Source organism: Haloplanus sp. CK5-1 (assembly GCF_037201915.1).
Classification (GTDB): Archaea; Halobacteriota; Halobacteria; order Halobacteriales; family Haloferacaceae; genus Haloplanus; species Haloplanus salilacus.
In genome coordinates this window covers 457,070-477,918 of record NZ_CP147505.1, presented here as the reverse complement: position 1 = coordinate 477,918, position 20,849 = coordinate 457,070, and the positions used below count along the sequence as shown (strand labels likewise).

Annotated in this window: 23 protein-coding genes; 12 read left to right on the top strand and 11 right to left on the bottom strand. The window is 62.6% G+C overall.

Features of this window, described 5'->3' with window-relative positions; translation table 11 throughout:
- Window positions 1-11: 11 nt before the first annotated feature.
- Both NBT81_RS02435 and NBT81_RS02430 read right to left on the bottom strand, forming a co-directional pair.
- On the bottom strand, window positions 12-1,082 hold the full coding sequence (locus NBT81_RS02435; protein WP_338740798.1) for an archaeosine biosynthesis radical SAM protein RaSEA: 1,071 nt from the start codon (window positions 1,080-1,082) through the stop codon (window positions 12-14).
- Between the two features lie 62 nt (window positions 1,083-1,144).
- On the bottom strand, window positions 1,145-1,510 hold the full coding sequence (locus NBT81_RS02430; protein WP_338740796.1) for a VanZ family protein: 366 nt from the start codon (window positions 1,508-1,510) through the stop codon (window positions 1,145-1,147).
- Window positions 1,511-1,628: 118 nt separating this feature from the next.
- Here NBT81_RS02430 and NBT81_RS02425 point away from each other — a divergent pair, with 118 nt between their 5' ends.
- On the top strand, window positions 1,629-3,563 hold the full coding sequence (locus tag NBT81_RS02425; RefSeq protein WP_338740794.1) for an aldehyde ferredoxin oxidoreductase family protein: 1,935 nt from the start codon (window positions 1,629-1,631) through the stop codon (window positions 3,561-3,563).
- Window positions 3,564-3,614: 51 nt separating this feature from the next.
- Here the strand turns inward: NBT81_RS02425 and NBT81_RS02420 are convergent, their stop codons facing one another.
- Together NBT81_RS02420 and NBT81_RS02415 are read right to left on the bottom strand one after the other, a co-directional pair.
- The gene (locus tag NBT81_RS02420; protein ID WP_338740792.1) at window positions 3,615-4,175 is read right to left on the bottom strand and encodes an NUDIX hydrolase; all 561 of its coding nucleotides are present in this window, start codon (window positions 4,173-4,175) and stop codon (window positions 3,615-3,617) included.
- 46 nt (window positions 4,176-4,221) lie between these two features.
- Window positions 4,222-5,496: a hypothetical protein gene (locus tag NBT81_RS02415; protein WP_338740790.1), complete on the bottom strand. Its 1,275-nt coding sequence runs from the start codon at window positions 5,494-5,496 to the stop codon at window positions 4,222-4,224.
- A 104-nt stretch (window positions 5,497-5,600) separates the two neighbouring features.
- Between NBT81_RS02415 and NBT81_RS02410 the strand changes: the two genes are divergently transcribed.
- Window positions 5,601-6,542, top strand: coding sequence for a DUF7139 domain-containing protein (locus tag NBT81_RS02410; RefSeq protein WP_338740788.1), 942 nt, complete (start codon window positions 5,601-5,603; stop codon window positions 6,540-6,542).
- Between the two features lie 128 nt (window positions 6,543-6,670).
- Window positions 6,671-7,702 (top strand): hypothetical protein, encoded by a 1,032-nt coding sequence (locus NBT81_RS02405; protein WP_425498715.1) that lies wholly within the window; start codon window positions 6,671-6,673, stop codon window positions 7,700-7,702.
- Here NBT81_RS02405 and NBT81_RS02400 read toward each other — a convergent pair.
- Window positions 7,678-8,142 carry a hypothetical protein gene (locus NBT81_RS02400; RefSeq protein ID WP_338740787.1) on the bottom strand — a complete coding sequence of 155 codons (465 nt, stop codon included), beginning with the start codon at window positions 8,140-8,142 and terminating at the stop codon, window positions 7,678-7,680. The genes NBT81_RS02405 and NBT81_RS02400 overlap by 25 nt on opposite strands.
- 96 nt (window positions 8,143-8,238) lie before the next feature.
- On the opposite strand from NBT81_RS02400, the gene NBT81_RS02395 reads away from it, so the two are divergent.
- Window positions 8,239-9,123, top strand: a complete 885-nt coding sequence (locus NBT81_RS02395) for a PGF-CTERM sorting domain-containing protein (protein ID WP_338740785.1) — start codon at window positions 8,239-8,241, stop codon at window positions 9,121-9,123.
- 12 nt (window positions 9,124-9,135) lie between these two features.
- On the opposite strand, the gene fer is transcribed toward NBT81_RS02395, so the two are convergent.
- Both fer and NBT81_RS02385 read right to left on the bottom strand, forming a co-directional pair.
- A complete protein-coding gene (gene fer / locus NBT81_RS02390; RefSeq protein ID WP_338740783.1) occupies window positions 9,136-9,801 on the bottom strand; it encodes a ferredoxin Fer in 666 nt (221 codons plus the stop codon).
- A 237-nt stretch (window positions 9,802-10,038) separates the two neighbouring features.
- Window positions 10,039-11,985 (bottom strand): primary-amine oxidase, encoded by a 1,947-nt coding sequence (locus NBT81_RS02385; RefSeq protein WP_338740781.1) that lies wholly within the window; start codon window positions 11,983-11,985, stop codon window positions 10,039-10,041.
- Window positions 11,986-12,291: 306 nt separating this feature from the next.
- On the opposite strand from NBT81_RS02385, the gene NBT81_RS02380 reads away from it, so the two are divergent.
- Together NBT81_RS02380 and NBT81_RS02375 are read left to right on the top strand one after the other, a co-directional pair.
- Window positions 12,292-13,113 (top strand): TrmB family transcriptional regulator, encoded by an 822-nt coding sequence (locus tag NBT81_RS02380; protein WP_338740779.1) that lies wholly within the window; start codon window positions 12,292-12,294, stop codon window positions 13,111-13,113.
- A gap of 153 nt (window positions 13,114-13,266) precedes the next feature.
- The gene (locus NBT81_RS02375; RefSeq protein WP_338740778.1) at window positions 13,267-13,935 is read left to right on the top strand and encodes a type 1 glutamine amidotransferase; all 669 of its coding nucleotides are present in this window, start codon (window positions 13,267-13,269) and stop codon (window positions 13,933-13,935) included.
- 70 nt (window positions 13,936-14,005) lie between these two features.
- Here the strand turns inward: NBT81_RS02375 and NBT81_RS02370 are convergent, their stop codons facing one another.
- Complete coding sequence (locus NBT81_RS02370; RefSeq protein WP_338740776.1) at window positions 14,006-14,410, bottom strand: hypothetical protein; 405 nt, start codon at window positions 14,408-14,410, stop codon at window positions 14,006-14,008.
- A gap of 94 nt (window positions 14,411-14,504) precedes the next feature.
- Here NBT81_RS02370 and NBT81_RS02365 point away from each other — a divergent pair, with 94 nt between their 5' ends.
- Together NBT81_RS02365 and NBT81_RS02360 are read left to right on the top strand one after the other, a co-directional pair.
- On the top strand, window positions 14,505-14,684 hold the full coding sequence (locus tag NBT81_RS02365; protein WP_338740774.1) for a hypothetical protein: 180 nt from the start codon (window positions 14,505-14,507) through the stop codon (window positions 14,682-14,684).
- 278 nt (window positions 14,685-14,962) lie between these two features.
- Window positions 14,963-15,913: a site-specific integrase gene (locus tag NBT81_RS02360; protein WP_338740773.1), complete on the top strand. Its 951-nt coding sequence runs from the start codon at window positions 14,963-14,965 to the stop codon at window positions 15,911-15,913.
- 173 nt (window positions 15,914-16,086) lie between these two features.
- Here NBT81_RS02360 and NBT81_RS02355 read toward each other — a convergent pair whose 3' ends face one another.
- Together NBT81_RS02355 and NBT81_RS02350 are read right to left on the bottom strand one after the other, a co-directional pair.
- The gene (locus NBT81_RS02355) at window positions 16,087-16,653 is read right to left on the bottom strand and encodes a transposase (protein WP_338742480.1); all 567 of its coding nucleotides are present in this window, start codon (window positions 16,651-16,653) and stop codon (window positions 16,087-16,089) included.
- Window positions 16,650-17,159 (bottom strand): helix-turn-helix domain-containing protein, encoded by a 510-nt coding sequence (locus NBT81_RS02350; RefSeq protein ID WP_338739428.1) that lies wholly within the window; start codon window positions 17,157-17,159, stop codon window positions 16,650-16,652. The genes NBT81_RS02355 and NBT81_RS02350 overlap by 4 nt, the downstream gene beginning before the upstream one ends.
- A gap of 90 nt (window positions 17,160-17,249) precedes the next feature.
- Here NBT81_RS02350 and NBT81_RS02345 point away from each other — a divergent pair, with 90 nt between their 5' ends.
- The 4 genes from NBT81_RS02345 (at window position 17,250) to NBT81_RS02330 (ending at window position 19,797) form a co-directional block, all read left to right on the top strand.
- Entirely contained in the window at window positions 17,250-17,471 is a 222-nt protein-coding gene (locus NBT81_RS02345) for a hypothetical protein (protein ID WP_338740772.1), read from the top strand.
- Between the two features lie 736 nt (window positions 17,472-18,207).
- Window positions 18,208-18,636, top strand: a complete 429-nt coding sequence (locus tag NBT81_RS02340; RefSeq protein WP_338740770.1) for a TRAM domain-containing protein — start codon at window positions 18,208-18,210, stop codon at window positions 18,634-18,636.
- 43 nt (window positions 18,637-18,679) lie between these two features.
- Window positions 18,680-19,045, top strand: a complete 366-nt coding sequence (locus NBT81_RS02335) for a hypothetical protein (protein ID WP_338740769.1) — start codon at window positions 18,680-18,682, stop codon at window positions 19,043-19,045.
- Window positions 19,042-19,797, top strand: a complete 756-nt coding sequence (locus tag NBT81_RS02330; RefSeq protein ID WP_338740768.1) for a hypothetical protein — start codon at window positions 19,042-19,044, stop codon at window positions 19,795-19,797. Before NBT81_RS02335 ends, NBT81_RS02330 begins: the two co-directional genes overlap by 4 nt.
- A gap of 89 nt (window positions 19,798-19,886) precedes the next feature.
- Here the strand turns inward: NBT81_RS02330 and NBT81_RS02325 are convergent, their stop codons facing one another.
- Window positions 19,887-20,348 (bottom strand): hypothetical protein, encoded by a 462-nt coding sequence (locus NBT81_RS02325; RefSeq protein ID WP_338740767.1) that lies wholly within the window; start codon window positions 20,346-20,348, stop codon window positions 19,887-19,889.
- Window positions 20,349-20,849 lie beyond the last annotated feature (501 nt).

Genomic DNA, 20,849 nt, shown 5'->3' with positions numbered 1-20,849 from the left:
TGGCGAGGTCGTCAGCGCGCGAGCGGCATCGCGTAACTCGCCTCGGCGTCGAGCACCGTCTCCCACGTCGCCTCGCAGTCACAGGACACCTGCTCGAACACCGAGGGGTCCCCGCGGAGGCTGAAGTCCTTGATGGCTCGTTCGACTCGCTCGTCGCACTCGCCGCAGTTGTGCGGGCCGCGGTCGCTCCCGCCTCCGACGGGGTCGGAGACGACGATGGCGTCGACGTCGGCCGTGCGTTCGAGCACCGCGGCGACCGACCAGAGCCACGGCGGCCGGTAGCCACCCTCGAAGTAGAGGTCGTCGACCATCGTGTACCGCTGGACGTTACAGGGGTTCATCGAGACAGTGTGGCAGTACTCCGCACACCGGCGCACCGAGTCGACCATGTCCTCGACGGCCTCGCGCTCCGAGAGGAAGGGTGGCTTCATCAGGAGATACGCCTTCACGCCCGCGCCGGCGGCGTCGGCCTCCTCGGTCGCGTCGACGAAGTCCTCGAAGTCGAAGTACTTGTTCACGCAGTCGTGGCGCACGCGGTCGGTGGCGGTCTCGAGTCCGACCGCCACGTCGGTCGCGAGGCCGCGGTCTGTGAAGTCGGCGAGTTTCTCTCGGTCGACGAAGTCGGGGAGGGACTCGACGACGATTCGCTCGCGGTCGGCGAAGGTTTCGGCGATGGCGCGGCGGCTCTCCGCGCCCACCTCGCGCTCGTCGAGGAAGGAACCGGAGGTGTAGATCTTGATCAGCCCTGCGGGATCGTCGGCGTTCTCGCGTTCGTGGGCGAGGCAGGCGTCGATCTGATCCATGAGGGCGTCGTGGGTGACCGACCCGCCTTCGACGGACTCGGCGACGTAGCCACACATCGTACACCCGCCGGCCCGCGCCCAGCGACAGCCGCCGGTGTTGAGGATGATAGTCAGCGACCGAGAGACGCCGTCCGGCGTCCGATCCTCGTCAAGCCACACCCGCGTCGGCTCGTGTGGGTCGTACGTCTCGTCCTTGCGGGACCGAATCCCCCGCATCACCTGGTTGTGGGCGTCCATCCCCTTCCCCTGCTCGTACACGTCGGGGCTCGGTTCGCTCATTGCCGGGGATAGCCGACCGACGCGTAAAGCGGCTTCGGGGTCGGTGCAGCGACGCGAACGCGCTACGGATCCGTGGAGGGCGACGGCCACAGGCGGCGGACGGCACGGGCGACCGTCACGCCGGCGACCGAACCGACCGCATTGAGGGCGGCGTCGGCGACGCTGCCGGTTCGGTACGCGAGGCCTACTTGGACGAGTTCCACGCCGGCCCCGAACCCGGTCGCGACGGCGACGGCCGCGCCGACCCCGCGCCACCCGGGACCGAACAGCGGCCGGACGGCCGCGGCGAGGGCGGCGTAACCGACGAGATGAAAGATCCAGGAGAGCGCCGCCGCTCCGTCGCCCGGAGACCCGAACCACGCGGGGTTCACGATCGATCCCAGTAGGACGACGATACCCACCGCAACCGTGATGGTCGATCGGTGCATTCGTGACGCGTTTTCGTGACATTAGGCGGGCCTAAAAGCACTTGGGTAATCGAACGTGGTTACGTCGACGGAGCAACGACTAACAGCTTGGAAGTATAACCAACTAACGCACGTTACCATGACAGACTTAGGCGGATTCAGAGATCACGTAGCACAGGTGGACCTCGGCTCGGGCGACGTCGCCTATCAAGGCGTCGACGACGAGGACGCGAAGAAGTACATCGGCGGGCGCGGGCTCGGCGTCAAGTACGTCTTCGACGCCGGTCCCGACGTCGACCCGCTCGGGCCCGACAACCGACTCGCCTTCATGACCGGACCACTGACCGGCTCGCAGGCCGTCATGAGCGGTCGGATCGCAGTCTGTACGAAGTCCCCGCTCACGGGGACGGTGACGGACTCCCACCACGGTGGCTGGTCCGGTGCCCGACTCAAGTGGGCCGGCTTCGACGGCATCCTCTTCGACGGCCAGGCGGACGACCCCGTCTACGCCGTCGTCGAGGACGGCGAACTCGAACTCCGCGACGCCTCCCACCTCTGGGGCAAGGGCGTCCACGAGACGCGAGAGGCCCTCGAGGAGGAAGTGGAGGGGTCCTACGGCAAGAACCTCTCCTGTATGGCCATCGGTCCGGGCGGCGAGAACGAGGTCCGCTACTCCTCGATCATCAACGAGGACGACCGCGCCTCGGGCCGCGGTGGCACCGGCGCGGTGATGGGCAACAAGGGCGTCAAGGCCGTCGTCGTGAAGGCCGGCACGGACATGCCAAAGCCCGCGGACTCCGATACGTTCGGCGAGGGTGCCCGGCAGGCGATGCAGGTCATCCAGGAGTCCGACGTCACCGCGCCCAACGAGGGCGCGCTCTCGATGTACGGCACGAACGTCCTGATGAACATCACCGAGGAGATGGACGGCCACCCGACCAAGAACGGCCAGTACACCTCCGGCTTCGCGATGAACGAGGAGGAGGGGACCGACATCGTCGCCGAGCGCATCAGCGGCGAGAACGTCCGCGAGAACATCCTCGTCGACGAGCCGACCTGTCACTCCTGCCCGGTCGCCTGTAAGAAGGAGGTCGAGGTCAACTACGAGCACAAGGGTGAGGACATGAACGTCCAGATGGAGTCCTACGAGTACGAGTCGGCGTGGGCCCTCGGCACGAACTCGGCCAACGACGACCGGGACTCCATCGCGATCATGATCGACCGCTGTAACGACATGGGCATCGACACCATCGACATGGGGAACATGTTCGCCATGTCGATGGAGATGTCCGAGAAGGGCTATCTCGACGGCCTCGACGACCAGATCGACTGGGGCGACGAGGAGCACATGATCGACCTCATCGAGGAGGTCGGCCACCGCAACAGCGAACTCGGCGACTTCCTCGCGAAGGGCCCGGAGCGCGCCGCCGACGAAGTCGACGGGCACGACACCCGCCTCGACGTCAAGGGCCAGACCATCGCGGCCTACGACCCGCGCTGCATGAAGGGCATGGGCATCGGCTACGCCACCTCGAACCGTGGCGCCTGCCACCTGCGCGGCTACACGCCGGCGGCCGAGATCCTCGGCATTCCGGAGAAGGTCGACCCGTACGACTGGGAGGGCAAGGGTGAACTCTGCGCCACCTTCCAGGACCTGCACGCCATCTCGGACTCGTTCGACATCTGCAAGTTCAACGCCTTCGCGGAAGGCATCGAGGAGTACATCAAGCAGTACAACGGTATGACCGGCCGTGACCTCACCGAAGAGGAACTCATGACGGCCGGCGAGCGGGTGTACAACCTCGAGCGCTACTTCAACAACCTCGCCGGCTTCGACGGCGCGGACGACTCGCTCCCGGGTCGGTTCGTCGAAGGCGACGACGAGGCCATCCCCGGTCAGGGTGGCTCCGAGGGCGAACTCTGCGAGCTCAACGAGATGAAAGACGAGTACTACAGCCACCGTGGCTGGGCGGACGGCGTCGTCACCGACGACACGCTCGAACGGCTCGACATCGACGTCGGCCCCGGCACGGGCGTCTCCGGCTCCGGCGGTCAGGCTCCGGCCGACGACTGAGGCTTCCGCCTCATCGCGACTTCTCGCTTTTTTCACACCGGCCAGCGACGGCTACGTGTCGGCGTCTCGTTCTCGGAGTTCGTAGCCCGTGACTGCGGTGATCGTCCGACCGTCGTGCAGGGCGTCGGTGATGGCGGCCGTGAGCAGGTCGTCGTACGCCGTCGTGGAGACGCGGATGCTCTCGTTGAAATCGAGGTCGCGCGATCCGGTCGGGGTGCAGTCGCGGGCGACGACGTAGTGGTGGGCCGAGTTGGCGATCCCGTTGGTCGGCTCGACCGAGAAGAGCCGCGACACCGTGCCGGCCTCGTACCCCGTCTCCTCACGGAGTTCGCGCCGGGCGGCCGCCTCAACGTCGCCGTCGTCGTCCTCCATCGAGCCGGCGGGGAGCCCACGGTTCACGCGGCCGACCGCCTGCCGCCACTCGTCGATGACGACCACGTCGCCGTCCGCGGTAAAGGGAAGAACCACGACGGCCGCGGGTTCGTCGACGTAGTGGTAGTCGGTCTCGGTGCCGTCGGGCAGGGTGACCTCGTCGCGTCGTACGTCGAACCCGGGACAGGTGTAGTCGACGGCCGAGTCGGTCGTCTCCCAGCGGAGGTCGTCCTCGTCCATACGCGACGGTGGGGTGGGGTGGAGGAAAAACGCGCCGGCCGACGAGTCACCGGAAGCGCCGGCGCAGGCGGAGGACGACCCCGGATCCGACGAGCGCGAGCGAGACGAGCGTCGTGAAGACGTGGAGTTCGCTCACCCACAGCGGGAGGCGCACGGCGGCGCTTGCCAGCCGAAGCAGGGGCGTCAGCACCGGGACGTTCCCGCCACCGGCGTTCGCCGTCCCGCCGTCGCCGTAGGTGGGTCCTCCGACCGTCTCGCCCTCGGGCAGGCGGTCGGCCTCGTAGGGGAGGGTGCGGTAGTCGAGTTGCCGTTCCCAGACGACGCGGCCGGACTCGTTGACCTCGACGAGGCGGGCGTTGCGCGTGTCCGTGATCAACGTGTTGCCGTTGGGGAGGCGGTCGGCGTCGCGGGGCCAGTCGAACTTCTGACCGCCGGCCCCCTCGAGCACCCACGCGGGTTCCCAGTCGCCCGAGTCGGTCCGGTGGAGTTCGACCACGCGGTGGTTCTCGCTGTCGGCGACGAGGACGGCACCGTCACCGAGCCACTGGGGATTGTGCTGGTGGTAGAGGACCGACGGATCGCCGGTCGGGTCGTCGGTGTCGCCGTCGGGGTCCTCGTTGATCACCTCGACGACGCCCTCGCCGTGTTCGAGGACGAGCAACTGGTTCGCGTTCCGCACGGAGACGAGGAATCGCCCGTCGCCGATGCGGTCGACGTCGTTGATGTGGAGCCAGTCCTCCGTGGTCGGATCCTCGGGGGCGTCGTAGCGCGTACTGGCCTCCCACTCCCACGTCACCTCGCCGTCCTCGACGATCAGGATCCGTTCGTGTTCCATATCCGCGAGGACGACGCCGCCGCCGGGGAGGGGTTCGACGTCGTGGACCTCGCTGGCGACGCGGGTTCGGACCGGGAACGACCACTCCTCGACCACCTCTGGCGAGGGCTCGGGGTCGATGACCCGGTAGCCGGTGCGGTGACACGGCGACTCGTAGGGACCACACTCCTCGTAGCCGCCGGCCATGTAGCCCGCGAGGACACGGCCGTCCTCCAACTGAGTCACGTCGAAGTAGACGGGGGCCGACGACTCGCGCCACCGTTCCTCGGTGCCGTCGAAGTAGCGGACTGAGCCGCCGTCGTGGTAGCTTCCGACCCCTTGGACGCCGACGAGGGTCTCCCGGACGTCGCCGGAGGTGTTGTCGGTGGCGGTGCCGGTCGTGCCGGGCGGGGCCAGCGCCGCGCCGCCGACGACGGTGCCGACGAGACAGAGACAGCCGAGGACGACGAGTGCGTCGCCCAAGCGAAGACTGGACCGGGAGGGCATCGTAGATGGGTCGGCGAGTCCGATGATAAGCCTTCGGATACGGCGTCAGACCCGCGTCAGACGGTCGCCAACAGTCTTGTGTGATGAGCCTGTAGACCCATCCGATGACCCCCGACGGCACCCCCGACAACGTACTCTTCGAGTGGTACGGGCGATACATCGGAGATCCCGAGACCGAGACGGACGTCTACCTCGGGTTCGCGCTCTTCTTCGGCGGTATCGCCCTCGGGGGCGTCGGTATCGTCGTGTTCTTCCTGTCGGCACTCGCCAGCAGTCCGGGGGACACCGCCTTCGCCCTCCGCGAGGTGGCGGTGGTGGCGTCCGCGGGCGGCTTCCCGGTACTCCTGCTCGGTATCGTCGTTCTCCTCCCGGGCGACGACCGGATGCGGTACGCCGCCATCGCCGGCCTCGGGGTGTGTTTCGTCGCCGTCGGGGCGTTCACGTCGGTGTACCCGATGAACTGGAACGTCTCGCGGTCGCCGGACTACAGCGCACAGATCATCGCCGTCTACGCCGTCGGTCTCGTCGCCGTCGTCGGGGCGACGGGGGCAGCCCTGGTGGGCCACCAGGTGGCACGCGCCGGGAGCGCCACCGACGGGGCGGCCGCAACCGGCGGGGGGGCGGCGAACACCGGCGGGAGCGACGCCGGGACCGCCGCCGACGGGACGACCGAGTCCGTCTCCGAGGAGCGAGTGCGTCGCGACATCGACGAGGCGATGGCGGGCGCCGACCTCTCGTGGGGCGGTGTCGACCGGAAGAACACGAAGCGCCTCGAGTTGAACACCGACGCCGACGTGGAAGTCGACCGCGAGGCCTTCGAGAACGCGGAGGCGACGACCGTCCGGTCGTCGAGTGACGGCGTCGACGACGCGCTCTCGAACCTTCGGAAACTGCAGGGCCGCGAGCAGAAGACGGACACCTCGTCGGGTGTCGACGACCAGACGGCGGCGCTGAGCGAACTCCGCCAGCAACAGGAGGCCGAGGAGATCGCCACCGAGGACGACGAGGGACTCGTCGACCGCGCGAAGGACCTGTTCTCGCGATGACGCCGCGGGCGTGCCGTCGCTCCATCTCCGCGATCACCCGATTTCGGGCGTCTGACGTGCGTCAGACCTAGGTAATCCGTCGGACACTTTGGCGAACGTTTATGATGGCGACGGGGCATCACACGGGTATGGCAAAAGGCCTAGACGTCGGCACCATGAACCTCATCTCGGCACAGCAGGAGGGGGCGGAGACGGTCTTCGTCCAGCAACGCAACTCCTTCGTCGAAATCGAGTACTCCGACATGGCGGAGCAGATGCTCTCGCGGAGCGACGTCCTCCACATCCGAAAGGACGACAAGGTGTACGTCGTCGGCGACGACGCCCTCAACTTCGCCAACATCTTCAACGAGGAGACGCGCCGCCCGATGCAACACGGCATCCTCTCCTCCGAGGAGTCCTCGGCCATCCCGATGATCAAGCTCATCACCGAACAGGTGGTCGGTCAGCCAAATCACCCGGGCGAGCGCCTCTACTTCTCCAGTCCGGCCGATCCGATCGACTCGGATCTCTCGACGCTGTACCACGAGAAGACCCTCGAATCGATGCTCGGGGACATGGGTTACGAGACCGAACCGATCAACGAGGGGATGGCGGTCATCTACTCCGAACTCGCAAATCACAACTTCACGGGCCTCGGCGTCTCCTTCGGCGCGGGCATGACCAACGTCTGCCTGTCGTACTACGCCGTGCCGGTCATGAAGTTCTCCATCGCCCGCGGTGGCGACTGGATCGACGAACAGGCCGCCCAGGCGACGGGCACACCCGTCGACAAGGTCACCTCCATCAAGGAAGACGACTTCGAACTCGACTTCCGCACCGACGTGGGCGGCGTCGAGGGGGCACTCGCCATCTACTACGAGAACCTGCTCGACTACGTCATCGAGAACATCGCCCGGGAGGTCGACGAGGAGGACGTCGAGGAGGACCTGGACGTCCCCGTCGTCGTCACCGGCGGCACCTCCAGCCCCCGCGGCTTCGAGAAACTGTTCGAGGACCACCTCCGCGACGCCTCGATCCCGTTCTCGATCAGCGAGGTCCAGAGCGTCGACGAACCGCTCTACAGCGTCGCGCGCGGTGCACTCGTCGCCGCCCGCTCCGACGAGGAGCAAGAAGAGGACGAGGGCTCGCGACAGGCTCAGGAGTCGTCCGCCGAAGACTGAGACGGCCGTGGCCGGGAGGTCGACTCCTCGGTCCCGCTGCTGTCCGTCCCGTCCGTAGTGTCGCCGGCGGTCGCCGACTCCGCGTCGACCGCCTCGCTGCCGTCGTCCTCCGTCCCTTCGGTCCGTTCGGTCTCGTCCGCCCTCTCGACGTCGTCCCCACTGCCGGTCCGTCGGTCGTAGAACCGACGGAGTGCGTCGTCCCACGACTCCTCACCCGGGCCGTCGCCCGACGGCCGGGACAGCGGGGGACGGAGTTCGACGGTCGGGTCCTCGTCGCTCCCGTAGAACCGGCGGAGCGCGTCGTTCCACGACTCGATCCGACGGGTGTCACCCCGGTGTTCGGCCGCGATACCGACGTAGCCACAGTCCTCACAGACGGACGCCTCCCGGCCGCTCAGGGCGTAGGTGGCGAGCGTGCCGCCACACTGCGGGCAGTCCATGGATCAGGGTTTCCACGCCACCTATTTAGCCTTCTCCCCGCCACTCGGCGCATTGGACGACTTACATTTATGTCGCTGTGGGCGAAACATCGGAGAGTGATACCGGACGTGACACGGGCGGTCGTGCCCCTCCTCGTGGTTCTCCTCGTCGGTGCAGTCGCTCTCCCCGCAGTCGCCGTGGAAGAACCCAGAGGCGCACCGAGTTCGGCGCCGCCCGCGCGGATTTACATCGGCGAGACGCTGAACATCTCGGCGGTGGAACTGACGGGCGACGACGACACCATCGGCACCGAGCCGACGACGTTCAACGCCGTCGGCGGCGGGCCGACGTTCACCGTCGACGACCCCACAGCCGCCGACTTCGACGGGGTCGAGCCCGGATCGTACTACGTCGCAAACGACAGCGATATCCGGGCGGAGATCAGCGTTCGTCGACCGACGATCGATTCGGTCGAACTCCGGGATCGGCGGGGGTCGACCGTCACCAACGGAAGCACCGACCCCGAGAACCTCGGTCGACTCTCGATCAGCGCCCAGTACAATTTCGACGCCGTCGACCGCCTCGACGTGACGGTGGTCGGGCCCGAGGGGACCGAAGTGGCGACCGAACGCATCACCCGGAGTGGCGGCCGGGTCACGGTGGACATGGGCGACCCCACGCCGGGCAGATACACCGTCACCGCGACCGGGAGCAACGCCGACGCCGCCTCGCGGACGGTGACGGTACGGGTCAGAGGCGCGACGTCCACGCCCACGCCGACGTCCACGCCCACGCCGACATCCACGCCGACGTCGACACCGACACCCACCGCAACACCGACGCCCACCGCCACGCCCACGCCGACGCCCACGCCGACGCCCACCGCAACACCGACGCCGACACCCACCGCGACGACGACGGTGGCCGACGGGCCCGGCTTCGGCGTCGTGGCGGCCCTCCTCGCGGTGCTCGCGGTGGCGGCGCTCGCTCGACGGCACTGAGCCGGACTCGGTTCAGTCGTCCGACCGCGACCGCTCGAACCGGTAGGGCGGGAGTTTGAGTTCGTCGAGGTCGGGCATCCCCTTCACGTTGTAGACGACCCGAAGCGTCTCGGTGGTCGGTGCGCCGATACAGGAGAGCCGGATGCCGCGGTCGACCATCTCCGTCGACAGGACGTGGTCGACGGGTGTCGCCATCTCGCCCTCGACGACCGCGACCGCACAGTTCGCACACGCGCCGCCCCGACAGGCGTAGGGCCACGCGAATCCCCGGTTCTCGGCCGCTTCGAGCAGCGTCTCACCCGGATTGACCAGGAACTCCCCGTAGGCGGTCGGGGCGAGGTCCGCCGCCGACGCCTTCGAGAACAGGTCGTCGTCGTCGATCGACCACCCGCGGTCGTCGATCACCTCGTAGTCCAAATACTCGACCCGGGAGACGACGTCGCGGTGGCCGTCGGACGCTTCGGTCCCGGGGTCGGTCCCCGAGTCCACACGGTCGTCCGGCGCCGAGTCGTCTCGGTCGTCGAGGATGGCCTCGTAGGCCGCCTTCACCTGCTGGAAGGCACGCGCCGAGCCACCCTGATCCGGGTGGGTCTCCATCACGCGCCGCCGGTACGCCCGGTCCAGCTCGGCCTCGTCGGCGCCCGGATCGACTCCCAGCACGTCGTACGGAGCGTCCACACGTTCGGGTAGGGTCGGAGGCATAAACACCCTTCCTTGCCCTCCGTATCCATCCGTTGGAGTCCGACGGTGGGGATGTCAGCCGTGTGGCCCTCACGGGACGAGTTTCCCGCCGCTGGGACGCGGTTCGTGTCCCCCCGTTGGGATCGATCCGCTCGAGGGACGGTGGACCGGAAACGATCGGTCGGCGTCGCCGGCTCCGTGCTCGATACCGACACCGCGGTGAAACGCCGTCCGTCAGTCGTCGCTCGGGCTAGTGATGTCGTACTCGGTGTGACACGGTTCCGGCGGGAGCGTGATCGACTGGTTGCTGTCGAAGAATCCCTCGGGTTCGAGACTGAAGCTCGCGATCTCGGCCGACAGGATCGGCCAATCCTCCGCGCTCGGAACGTGATTGACACCCTGCGTGTACCAGACGACGAGGTCCTCGTCGACGAGCGAGCGGTCCGCCTCGGTCCACTCGGGGAGCCCGATCGTCTCGTCGTTCAGGTTGGGGTAGTCGCCCGCGGCGAACCGTTCGTCCTCGTCGAACGGCGTCACCCAGAGGTTGTTCTGGACGAACCCGGAGCGCTCCATGACGCTCGACGTCGGCTTCATCGGCGGCGAGACGTTGTCGTGTGGGTCGAGTTTGTAGCCACAGTTGCGCCCGTAGGAGTTCTCCGTCTCGCTGCTCTCGATCCGCCAGTATCGCCCGCGAAGCGGGTCGATGTCCTGTCTGGCCTCGTTTTCCCGCTCCAAGAGCGTCTCCTTCGCCCGGAAGCCGTTCTTCCGGTTTCGTTCGCTCCCCGTCCGCTCGTTGTGCACTTCCCGGGCCCGCATCGGCCCGCCGTCGATGTCGAAGTCGAGGCGGAAGTTGAAGAAGTGCTGGTGGATCGGCGCTTTGACGCCCGGCGCGACGAGTGCGTACTGACCGTAGGTGTCGTCGGCCGTCTCGTCGACCGGCACGACGCCGTTCGAGTCGACACCCGTCAGCCGGACCTCCGCCTCGATGCTGCCGTCGGGGTAGAAGTACCAGTAGAAGCCGTAGTCGTAGTTGTACACCGTCGCGATGAAGGAGATGACGAGACGACGGCGGCGGCGGACTTCGGTGTGTGGCTTGCGCTCGTCGGTGTGTTTCCAGAGGATGCCGTCGTCTTCCTCGTGCATACAGATGGCGCTCTCGAGGGTTTCGGACTCGCCGTCCATCGTGTTCATCTCGACGTCGAAGTACTTCATGACGCCGAGACAGTCACAGCCCTCGGTGAGTTCGTTGGCCATCCGACCGACGTGGTACTCGCCGATGTCGAAGGCGTTCTTCCAGGAGTGGTTCGGATCCGGATCGCCGTACGGAACCGCCATCTCACACGCCGACGCGCGGTGGAGGATGCGTCGGGACTCCCCGTCGTCGTCGAAGGAGACGTCGTGGAAGACGAGGCCTTCCCGGGCGTTCCACCCGACGCGCATCTCCCAGTCGAGCCACTCGATCTTGTTCCCTTCGACCTCCCAACTCGGGCCGTCGGGCTGGACGACGTCGAGGTGTTCGAAGTCGTCGCGGGTGTCGACCCGGTCGGCCCGGTAGTCGGCGTCTTCGGGCGGAAGTGGGTTGTCCGGGTCGGGGATTCCGTTGTCCTCGATCTCGACGACCTCCATCTCGTCGAGGTCGACGAACGCGAACAGGCCTTCGATCGGTCGCGCGCGGCCGTTGTCGTCTTCGCTCGTTCGCACCCACGAGATCGCTCGACAGAGTCGCTTGTCGTCGTGTTCCTCGGGTTCGAACCCGCTGGCCGACCACGGGTCGACCATGACGAGATCGAAGTTCTCGACGCCGCGTTTCTTCGCTGCCTCCCGCCACTCCGCGTCCGCTTTGACGGTCTCGCGGGCCGCCTCGATCTCTTCGGGCATCACGGCCGGTTCGACGCCGGGAACGTGCTCACAACGGAGGAGTTCGTTCTCGGTGAGCGACACCGTGGCCTCGTACGTTTCGCCTGCCTCCCGCGCGACGATGTCGATCTCACGGTCGAACGAGTCGCCGGGTTCGAACGACCTGACCTCCGCTTTCGGAGGTTCGCTGAGCGTGACGTTGTGGTACTGGACGTAGTCACCGAGTTCCGATTCCGACTCGAAGAGGTCGACGGCCGACTCGATCTCGTCGGCCGTGAGTTGTTCGAGCGGATGGTCGACGGATAGGTTCTGTTGCTTGCTCATGGTTGGGAGCCGATACCCAATCGTTCGGACGATCCCGAGTTGGTCGTTACTTACAACTGAACGGTAGTGAACGGTCACCAGTTGGGCTCGAGGCGATACGAAGCTTCGAGACGGTCCCGCTACCGCTAGGTGGTCGTCTCCCGTGCACCGTCGCCGCTACCAAGAAATTCGAAATATTTTACTTGAGGGCGGAATGACAGACATATACGGAAACTATCTGACGTTATATTCCGATTTACTACCCGTCAGTCCGAAGTATTGTGGACGAAAGAAAAGCACTTAACTGAAACGGCGGTCACCTGTGGCATGGACGACGAGGCGCTGATGTATCTCAAGGAGGTCGGGCTGTCGAAGTACGAGGCCTGCGCCTACCTCTGTCTCCTCCGACGAGGCGTATCGACGGCACAGGAGGTCTCGGACGGGGCGGACATCCCACAACCGCGCGTGTACGACGCGCTCGACGAACTGTCGGAGAAGGGGTTCGTCGACGTCCAACCGGGGCGACCGAAAATGTTCGGTCCCGTGGACCCGGAGCCAGCGATCGAGCGGTTCTGCGAGTTCAAACGGCGTCAGTTCGACGAGGAACTCGCAGGCATCCGCCGTCTCGGTGCCCAGTTCGCCGACGAAGTCGAGGGTGATTCCACGCCGCCGGAGCGTTCGGAGATCTGCTGGACGTACTCGAACCGCCACCACATCCTCGACAAACTCGCCGAGCTCACGGCTGCGGCCCGGTCGGAGATCCGCATGGTCACGACTCCGTTGAGCTTCAAACACATCCTCAACCACCACGTCGAAGCGCTCACCCGGGCAGCCGAGGACGGGACCACGATACAGGCCATCGTTTCGGAAGAGGGAACGATCCCGTCGACCGTCTACGACCGCGCCGAGGAGATCATGGATATTCGACGCGTCGAGAACATCGAGGGACGAATCTATCTCTACGACAACGCACACGTCCTCGTCGCGTTCGCTGCCAGCGACGACGACGGCTACGTCGGCATCTCGACCACGAGCGACACGCTGTACAAGACGAAGTCCCAACTCTTCGAGTTGCTCTGGGCGGATGGGCGGGTGGCGACGGGGCGGTCTCACGACGACACACCACTGATCGAAGAGGACACCGTCTGAGGGCCCCGCGTTCGAAGCGATGCCCCGACACGCGGGCCCCGGACAGTCGCGAATTCGTTCGTCGACAGAAACTGCTTCTCACACGTGAAAAATCCGGGCAAATCCGCCTATCAGACGAAATTTTGAACTGTATCCGGTCAGAATCGCTGATACGTGGGAACTGCCGACATAGGTGATCCAGATCTGTTCGTCGTCCGAAACGAAGTCGATACGGAGTTCGCGTACCACTGTGACGAGTTGGCGGCGCGGTTTCCGGACGCCACCGAAGTGGACTACACCGCCGGTGACCGTGTCCCCCTCGACGGGGCCGACGGCGTCGTCCTGACCGGGAGTACGGCTGCCGTCCACGAGACTGACAGCTACCCGTGGATCGCCGAACAGGAGACGCTCGTCCGTGCGCTCGTCGACCGAGCGATTCCGACCCTCGGCGTCTGTTTCGGGCACCAAGTCGCCAACGTGGCACTCGGCGGGACCGTCGAGAACGTCGGATCGACGGCGACGCTGGTCGAAGCGAGCCTCGCCGACGACCCGCTGTTCGAGGGCGTCGGTCCCGTCGTCGTCGCGTTGCACGGCGACGCAGTGACGAAACCCGGACGGGACATGGCGGTGATCGCGTCGGCGGCTCACGACCGCGTGTTCGGGACCCGTCACCGGACTGCACCGCTGTGGACCGTCCAGTTCCACCCGGAGATCACCGCCACACGCCGCGAGGACCTCGTCGACGACTTCGGCTGGCAGGCGGGACAGTGCTCGTTCGCGGACGTGACCGCAGAGCGGGTCTTCGAGAACTTCGAACGACTCGTCTCCGAGACGGTGGGGTGAGCGGCGGGGAACCGGGCGGGACTCGCTCGACACGGCCGCCAAGGATGGTATCTCCGAGTGAGAACGGAGGTTAACCCTCGCTCTCGAGGCGTTCAGCCTCTATTTCGGTCCCCGGTTCGAGCAGGTCCGACATGGAATGCTGGTCGAAGGTGTCGAGAAGGACGTGTACCTCTTCGATCGCCTCGCGGGCGTCCGACCGGAGTCGGTAGTGAGTCTTGCTGTCGATCCTCTGCCGGTCGAAGAACGCGCTCGAACCCGGTTCACCCGTGACTTCGGCCGTCGCGTTGATTCGATTCCCGAACGCTCCTAACACGCCGGGGAATCGCTCTTCGTTCCCCCACCGAATCCGGTCTACAAGTTCGCTACTCGATACCCACTCGGTTTCGTCTCGCTCGTAGAGTTCTTTCAACAGGGTGAGTTGCCCACGTGGAATCGACTTCCGCCGAAGGACTTGTTCGAGAGCATGGGAGTCCATCGCCGGTAACCGTTCACATACCAGTCGTTAAAATCTTCGTGACTGTAGTTCCCGCGGAGACGCAATCCCGTGACTCCTGAACGGATGCGGAGACGTGGGCGGGCACGAGAACGAACTCCCCTCTGGAGATTCCGAGCCCGAGTGGATTCGACAGGATGTCGACCTCGACGAGTTGTACGAGTCGTATCAGTGGGAGGAGCGCGTGCTCTCGTCGTGGCGGCAGTTCGGAAGGAGGTCGACCGACTCCTCGACGCCCATGCGGACCACCCCGTAGAGCGGCCGCTACCTGTCAGGAAATGCGGGAAAAGGGCATGTACCCAGTGGGCCGGCACGAATTTGAAATCACGCGAGACTCGCTACGCTCGTCTCGCTGGCTCTCGCTCGCTTCGCTCGCGAGAACGCGGTTACGGCCACCCGAAGGCCGAAGGATACCCGCGTCACCTTGCGCCTGAATGGGCTTCGGAACAACCCATGTCCAAGCCCAATCGAAACCTTACGACGACGACACCAGAAGAAGCGCTTGACCTGTACCTACGGGAACGGAGTACCGACGTGACCGAGAGTACCCTACAGGCTCATGAGTACCGTCTGAACCATTTTGTCCGATGGTGCAACGGTGAAGGGGATGTAGAGAACGTGAACAACCTCACCGGTCGCAAACTTCACCATTACAAACTGTGGCGGAAGGAAGATGGCGACCTGAACAAAGTCAGTCTCAAATCTCAAATGGATACTCTTCGAGTGTTCATACGGTTCTGTGAGACTGTAGACGCCGTAGAGACTGACCTTCAATCGAAAATCATTTCGCCAACGCTCGGAGACGGCACCGGCCAACGCGATGTGAAACTTGACGCCGACGAAGCCGAGGCGTTGCTTGACTACCTCGAACGGTACGAGTACGCCTCGTTCAGTCACACCCTCGTTCTCCTACTGTGGCGAACGGGAATGCGTATTGGGTCGATTCGTTCGCTGGATGTATCGGATTTCCATCCGGACGACGAGTACCTGTCAGTAAACCACCGACCGAATACCGACACTCCGCTCAAGAACAAGAGCAAAGGTGAGCGATTCGTGGCGCTCACCACCTCGGTCTGTGTCGTTATCGAAGATTACATCGACGTACACCGCGATGATGTTACTGACGACTACGACCGTGAACCACTACTGACGACGGAGAATGGACGGCCCATCAACAACACGCTTCGACAGACGGTCTATCGGTGGACGCGTCCCTGTCAGTATCAGGGTGAATGCCCTCACGGGGAAGAGATAGACGAGTGTGAGGCGATAACTGACCGAGGAAGAGCCAGTAGGTGTCCGTCGTCAGTATCACCACACGCAATCCGGAGAGGGAGTATAACCCATCATTTGACCGAAGATGTTCCGGAAAAGGTAGTATCAGACCGGATGAACGTAAGTCAAGGCGTGCTTGACGCCCATTACGACCGTCGGGATAAATCGGTTCGAGTTGAACAGAGACGCGACTACCTCGAAGGGGTGTGAGAGACTCATGCCCCACGCCCAACGGGTAGACGCGAGTTGTCTGAAATGCGGCGACGATAGCGACGTGTGGATGTTCACGAAGGACGAGCCGACACTCGTCAAAGAACACTACACCTGTGAGTCCTGTGGGTGCGAGTGGACTGATACGGTCGTGCGTTAAATTTTACCGGTACTCATGGACAGAGATAGTTCCAGATATTCGGTTCAGACACTGTAGAGAGTCCTCGTTGAATCTGCTGTTTTAGCGCTGAGAGATCAGGAATGAGACGATGCTTGAACCATTCGTTGAGTCGATCCCAGCACCCTTCGATCGGGTTGAGTTCCGGCAATTTCGACGGAAAGTACCAGACATCGAGATGCTCTTCACCTTCCTCATCTCCGCGCACGCACTCGACCGAACTGTCTTCGACAGTCTCGGTCGAGCGCTCATCACTAACATGCTCCCAGAGATCTCTGTTGTAGAAGTACCCAGCACGGTCAAGAAACACAACCAGTTCTTCACCGAATTTCTCTTGGAGCGCACCAAGCAGCCAAATGCCTTGTTTTGACGTGAGATTCTCTTCGGTCCAACAGTAGAAGCTGTCACCGTCGTCGGTGACAGCGCCAAGCACTGTCACCTTATCCCATGAGTTCGATGTCTCTATCGTCGGATTTGACCCAATCGGGTACCAGCCACGGCGTTGAACAGTGCCGACGCGTTTGGTAAACTGATCGACGACAACAACGGTTTTCTCGGTCAGTTCAGGTCGTTTTTTTGAACTGTCTGTTGAAATTCGGCCTCTTTCTCTGTGTCAGCTTCGTGATTGCGCGGCCGTGCTGTCCGGCAGGACAGCCCGGCCTTCCCCATCAACTTTCGTCCATGACCCTTGCTGTATTCGACATCATACTCCTCTCTAACGTGGTGTAACAGGAGCTTCGTTGACCACGCTTGCTGATCGTAGCCCCGCTCAGTTGGTGGCTCTTGCAGATGATCGAACAACTCCTCGCGCTGATTGTCTGCAAGTTTCGAGGGCCGTCCAGGTCGAGACTGGTCGTAGGGTGCCTGCTCGATCGGTTCTTCGTCGAACCGATCGAGCCAATTGCGGATCGTTTTCTCGACAACATCGTGGCGTTCGGCGAGTCTGTCGATTTCATCACCCTGCTTCCGGCCGATCGCCGCGAGAACACGTTCTCGCGGGATCTCTCCTTCCGTTTGCTCACGTAACTCGTGGAGTTCTTCCAGAGTAATATCGTCCAGCCGGCCCATTACGAGAGAATACGACTACTGTAGTAAATACTTTCGCACGACCGTATGAAAGGAGACAGGACTAACTCGCCCCCGTCACTCTTCTACGCTATGCAACGGTTCTCCGAGGGCGACCACGTTCGTGTGGATATTCCCGACGAGACTGACCCGGATTTTGAGCGCTACCACGGGGTTCAGGGGACGGTCGTCGCCGTCCTTGAAGACGACGCTGATAGGGCTACTGGCGACGAGCGTGATTCACTACTGTTCAGGGTCGAACTCGAAGATGGCGACGTAGTGGACTTTCGGTGGAAGGACTTGAGGCCGCCGTGACCGTAATCAGCCACCCGACCAGCGAAAGAAGTTCACGTATCGCGGCTGATAGTACTGGTTCTGTTCGTCGCCCATATCAGAATGAGATTTGCACACCAGCCGACGAAGAGGAAGACATGGCTGGCGCGGAAACAGACGAGGAAAAGAATCTCGCGGTTGCACAGGCTCGCCTTATCGCGGGCATTGACTGACTGTCCCCCGACCGTCGCGGTCTACTCGGGAATCTCGTACCGGACGAACTCGGTTTCCCCACAGTCCGGACATTCCTCAATCCCCGGCGACAAACTCGTCCCACAGTTGCGACACTCAACTACCACTTTCGACCCACCGCCGGGAAGTAGCCGAGTTATGGCTGTGCGGACACCCATTGTCCTTCAGACTACAGGTGACGGTGAGTTAACCGTGGCGGACAACTCTTTTCCCCGGAATCTGGTGTTTTCGGGCGGTAAACCCGCCAAAGGCTTACATTCAAGGCCGATTGAAATCCATATGGAAGGAACACGTCACACGCTTCTTCCACCCCTTTGCATGAGTACCGACGAATCGTCACTCGGCCGCTGTCCGGATTGCGGCGAGAGTATCTCTGAAGCGTGGCTACTGGTTGAATACGAGAAGGACGACGAAACCAGCGGCGTGTGGGCGGAGTGTCCATCTTGTGAAAAGGTGGTTGCGCCGGAGTAGTCCGAGACAACAGCATTAACTCTTCCTCGTCGCGTATCCGTTCTAAGGTCTACAAATGGAAATTTCCGACCAACTCCGTTGTCTGTTTTCGGCTAATATCGAAGAGAGAGGCGATTCCTACGTTGTTGAAGTTCCCGAGCAAGAGATTCAACTTGGCGACGTTCAGGAAGGCGAGACGTATCGCGTAGCCGTTCTACCGTCACCTTCGACCGAGGAATCCGATGTGATTGACGACGACGAGACTGAAGCCGACACACAGCCCGAGCCAGCCCGACAGACACCACCTGTCGAAGAGGGCGAACAGCGAACCGTCGAAATCGAAGACCTCGGAGAACAGGGTGACGGTATTACGCGTGTCGAACGTGGTTTCGTTGTTATCGTACCCGACACCGAACAGGGCGAACGCGTCACCGTTGAAATTACTGATGTGCGCGAGAACGTCGCCTTCGCGGAAGTTGTCGAACGCGTGAGTTATTACGAGTGACCAGCGCGGAATCGTTACTTGTCAACGGGGCATAGAACTCGGTATGTCCTTCGGCCTTTCCGAAGACGAAATTCCGGACGAGCAACCGTGGCGCGACAAAGACTTTCTCTCGTACTGTTACAACGAACTCGGCCTGTCCCCCCGAGCAATCGCTTACGCACTCGGTGTCTCGAAAAGCCACGTCACGGTGTTCTTAGAGCGACATGGCATAGTTCGACCGTGGCGTCACGAACCGACACTCCGCCGACTCTTCGAGGATAAAGGCCTTACAGCGGAAGAGATAGCGGCGCTTGAAGAGTTCGATTGCTCGCCAGTTACAGTTGAACGGTACTTGGCGAAGTACGAATTGAGCGACGACGACCCCGACGACGTGTCCTACGGTCGGCTGGACGAACTCAACACCGTGTGACTGAAAAATCCCTGACCTCGGGATTCTTATCGGTGGCCCCGATTGCTTCGTTTATGTCACTCCTTTCGCCATATACTCCGTTCTTCGATTGGTTACTGAAATGGGGTCAAGTTCTCGGAGCGCTTGGTTCGTTGATTTTGAGCGTTCTACTTGTGTGGCTCTATCGCCAGCAATACAATCTGTTAAAAATAGAACAGACTCCTTCGATTGAAATCTCGGATTGGGAAATGAACGGAGACGAGATTACGCTCTACCTCTCAAATTTCGGTGAGGGTTTAGCCAAGAACTTACGTCTCCGTACAATGGTCGAATTCCCCACAGAAGCCGATGTGAACATGGTTTCCGATTCTCGAAATCGGGATAGCATTGAGGTGTTCACAGTCGAACACAATATACACCGGTACGAAGAAGGAGAGAAATTGAGGGAACGCGACATTATAGGTACTGAAAGAAAAGTAGAGTTTCGAGGGAAACCACCGTTCCCTGACCCGAGTGGTCAGGGCTACGGAGATTTTCAGTCGGGAGTCGGAGAATCATTTCGAGAGGAGTTCTATGAGTTCTGTTTTTGGATTGATGTGGTGTATGAGACGGAGTTCAATGAAGAGAAGACTGAACCCATGACGGTTCCCGGACGCTGGTTCGAGATTGAACCGAAAGAAGGGAAGAAACTCTTTGAGACACGACCCAATGAGATTACCTACGAATACATCTTCAATAAGAGTGCGTTCGCTTCAAGCCGACCGGACAAATGACGGTCGGGGCCGAGTTGCTCGGAGCGGTAACATGGATATTAAAATTATAAAAAAGCCATTGATAGACGAGTTTTCTAAAATAGCACACTCTATGACCGCCACAGGCCCATTCTCGTCCGCCAGCTCGCCCCTGTCGCCGTCGAAGCCCTACATCGACGCATTCCTACGCCGTCGAAGGGGGCCGTCACGACCGGCCTGAACAGCCTGTATGGGCCACGAACGGTCGACAGATTTCCGCTGAATATGACTGTCAGAGCGAGAGTGGGAGCAAGTTCAGAAAATCGCGTCTCTCTATCACCACCGAAACTCTCGATACCCAACAGCGCTAATAGTGGTCTGTGACCTACCCTATGGACGCCGTTTTCGAGGGCGTCAAATCCGGTCGTCGCCTGACGAAACGCCAACTCGGATATGGGTGTTGGAAAGAGGGTATCTCTGTAGAGCGCGTCGAAAGGGGGTATCTCGTTGACGGCGAGCGCTACAAACGTGTCCGCGAGTAGGGGGGTAGTCTGTCCCCCAACACCCATCCCCCACCGGGGCCCCCTGTCCATCGGCGCCGACGACGCTGACCATCGACGCCCCATCGACGCCGAAGACGCCCTCGAACCCCTGACCCCCACCGGGCCAGTCCCGGTGGCCTGACTACCAGTCCCGGTGGCCCCGACGGGTGTCCCCCGGTACCCGGTGGGTATGGGATACGGTATTATGCGCTCTACTGGCTATCTATACTATACGAGCGTGTAGGTCGGGTGGCCACCAGAGAGACGGCCCTAAAGGGCCGTAGAGGTGTGCTACACGCCTCTCTACCTATCTCTTAGTCGGCTATAGAGCCTCTGAAAACCGGTTTTCTCCGTCCACCCACCTATCAACATATTGAGGGGTTGTCGGTCAGAGTCCGCGACCTATTTCAGAAGATTGGTAATTTCAGATTATAATTTGATAGGTCTATAGACGGCCCGGCGGGGTTCTCCGAAAACACCCCCCGGTGTCGATTTCAGAGCGACCGGGTAGGAGTCCCACATTCCAACCTAATTTTGACCGGTTCGGCCTTC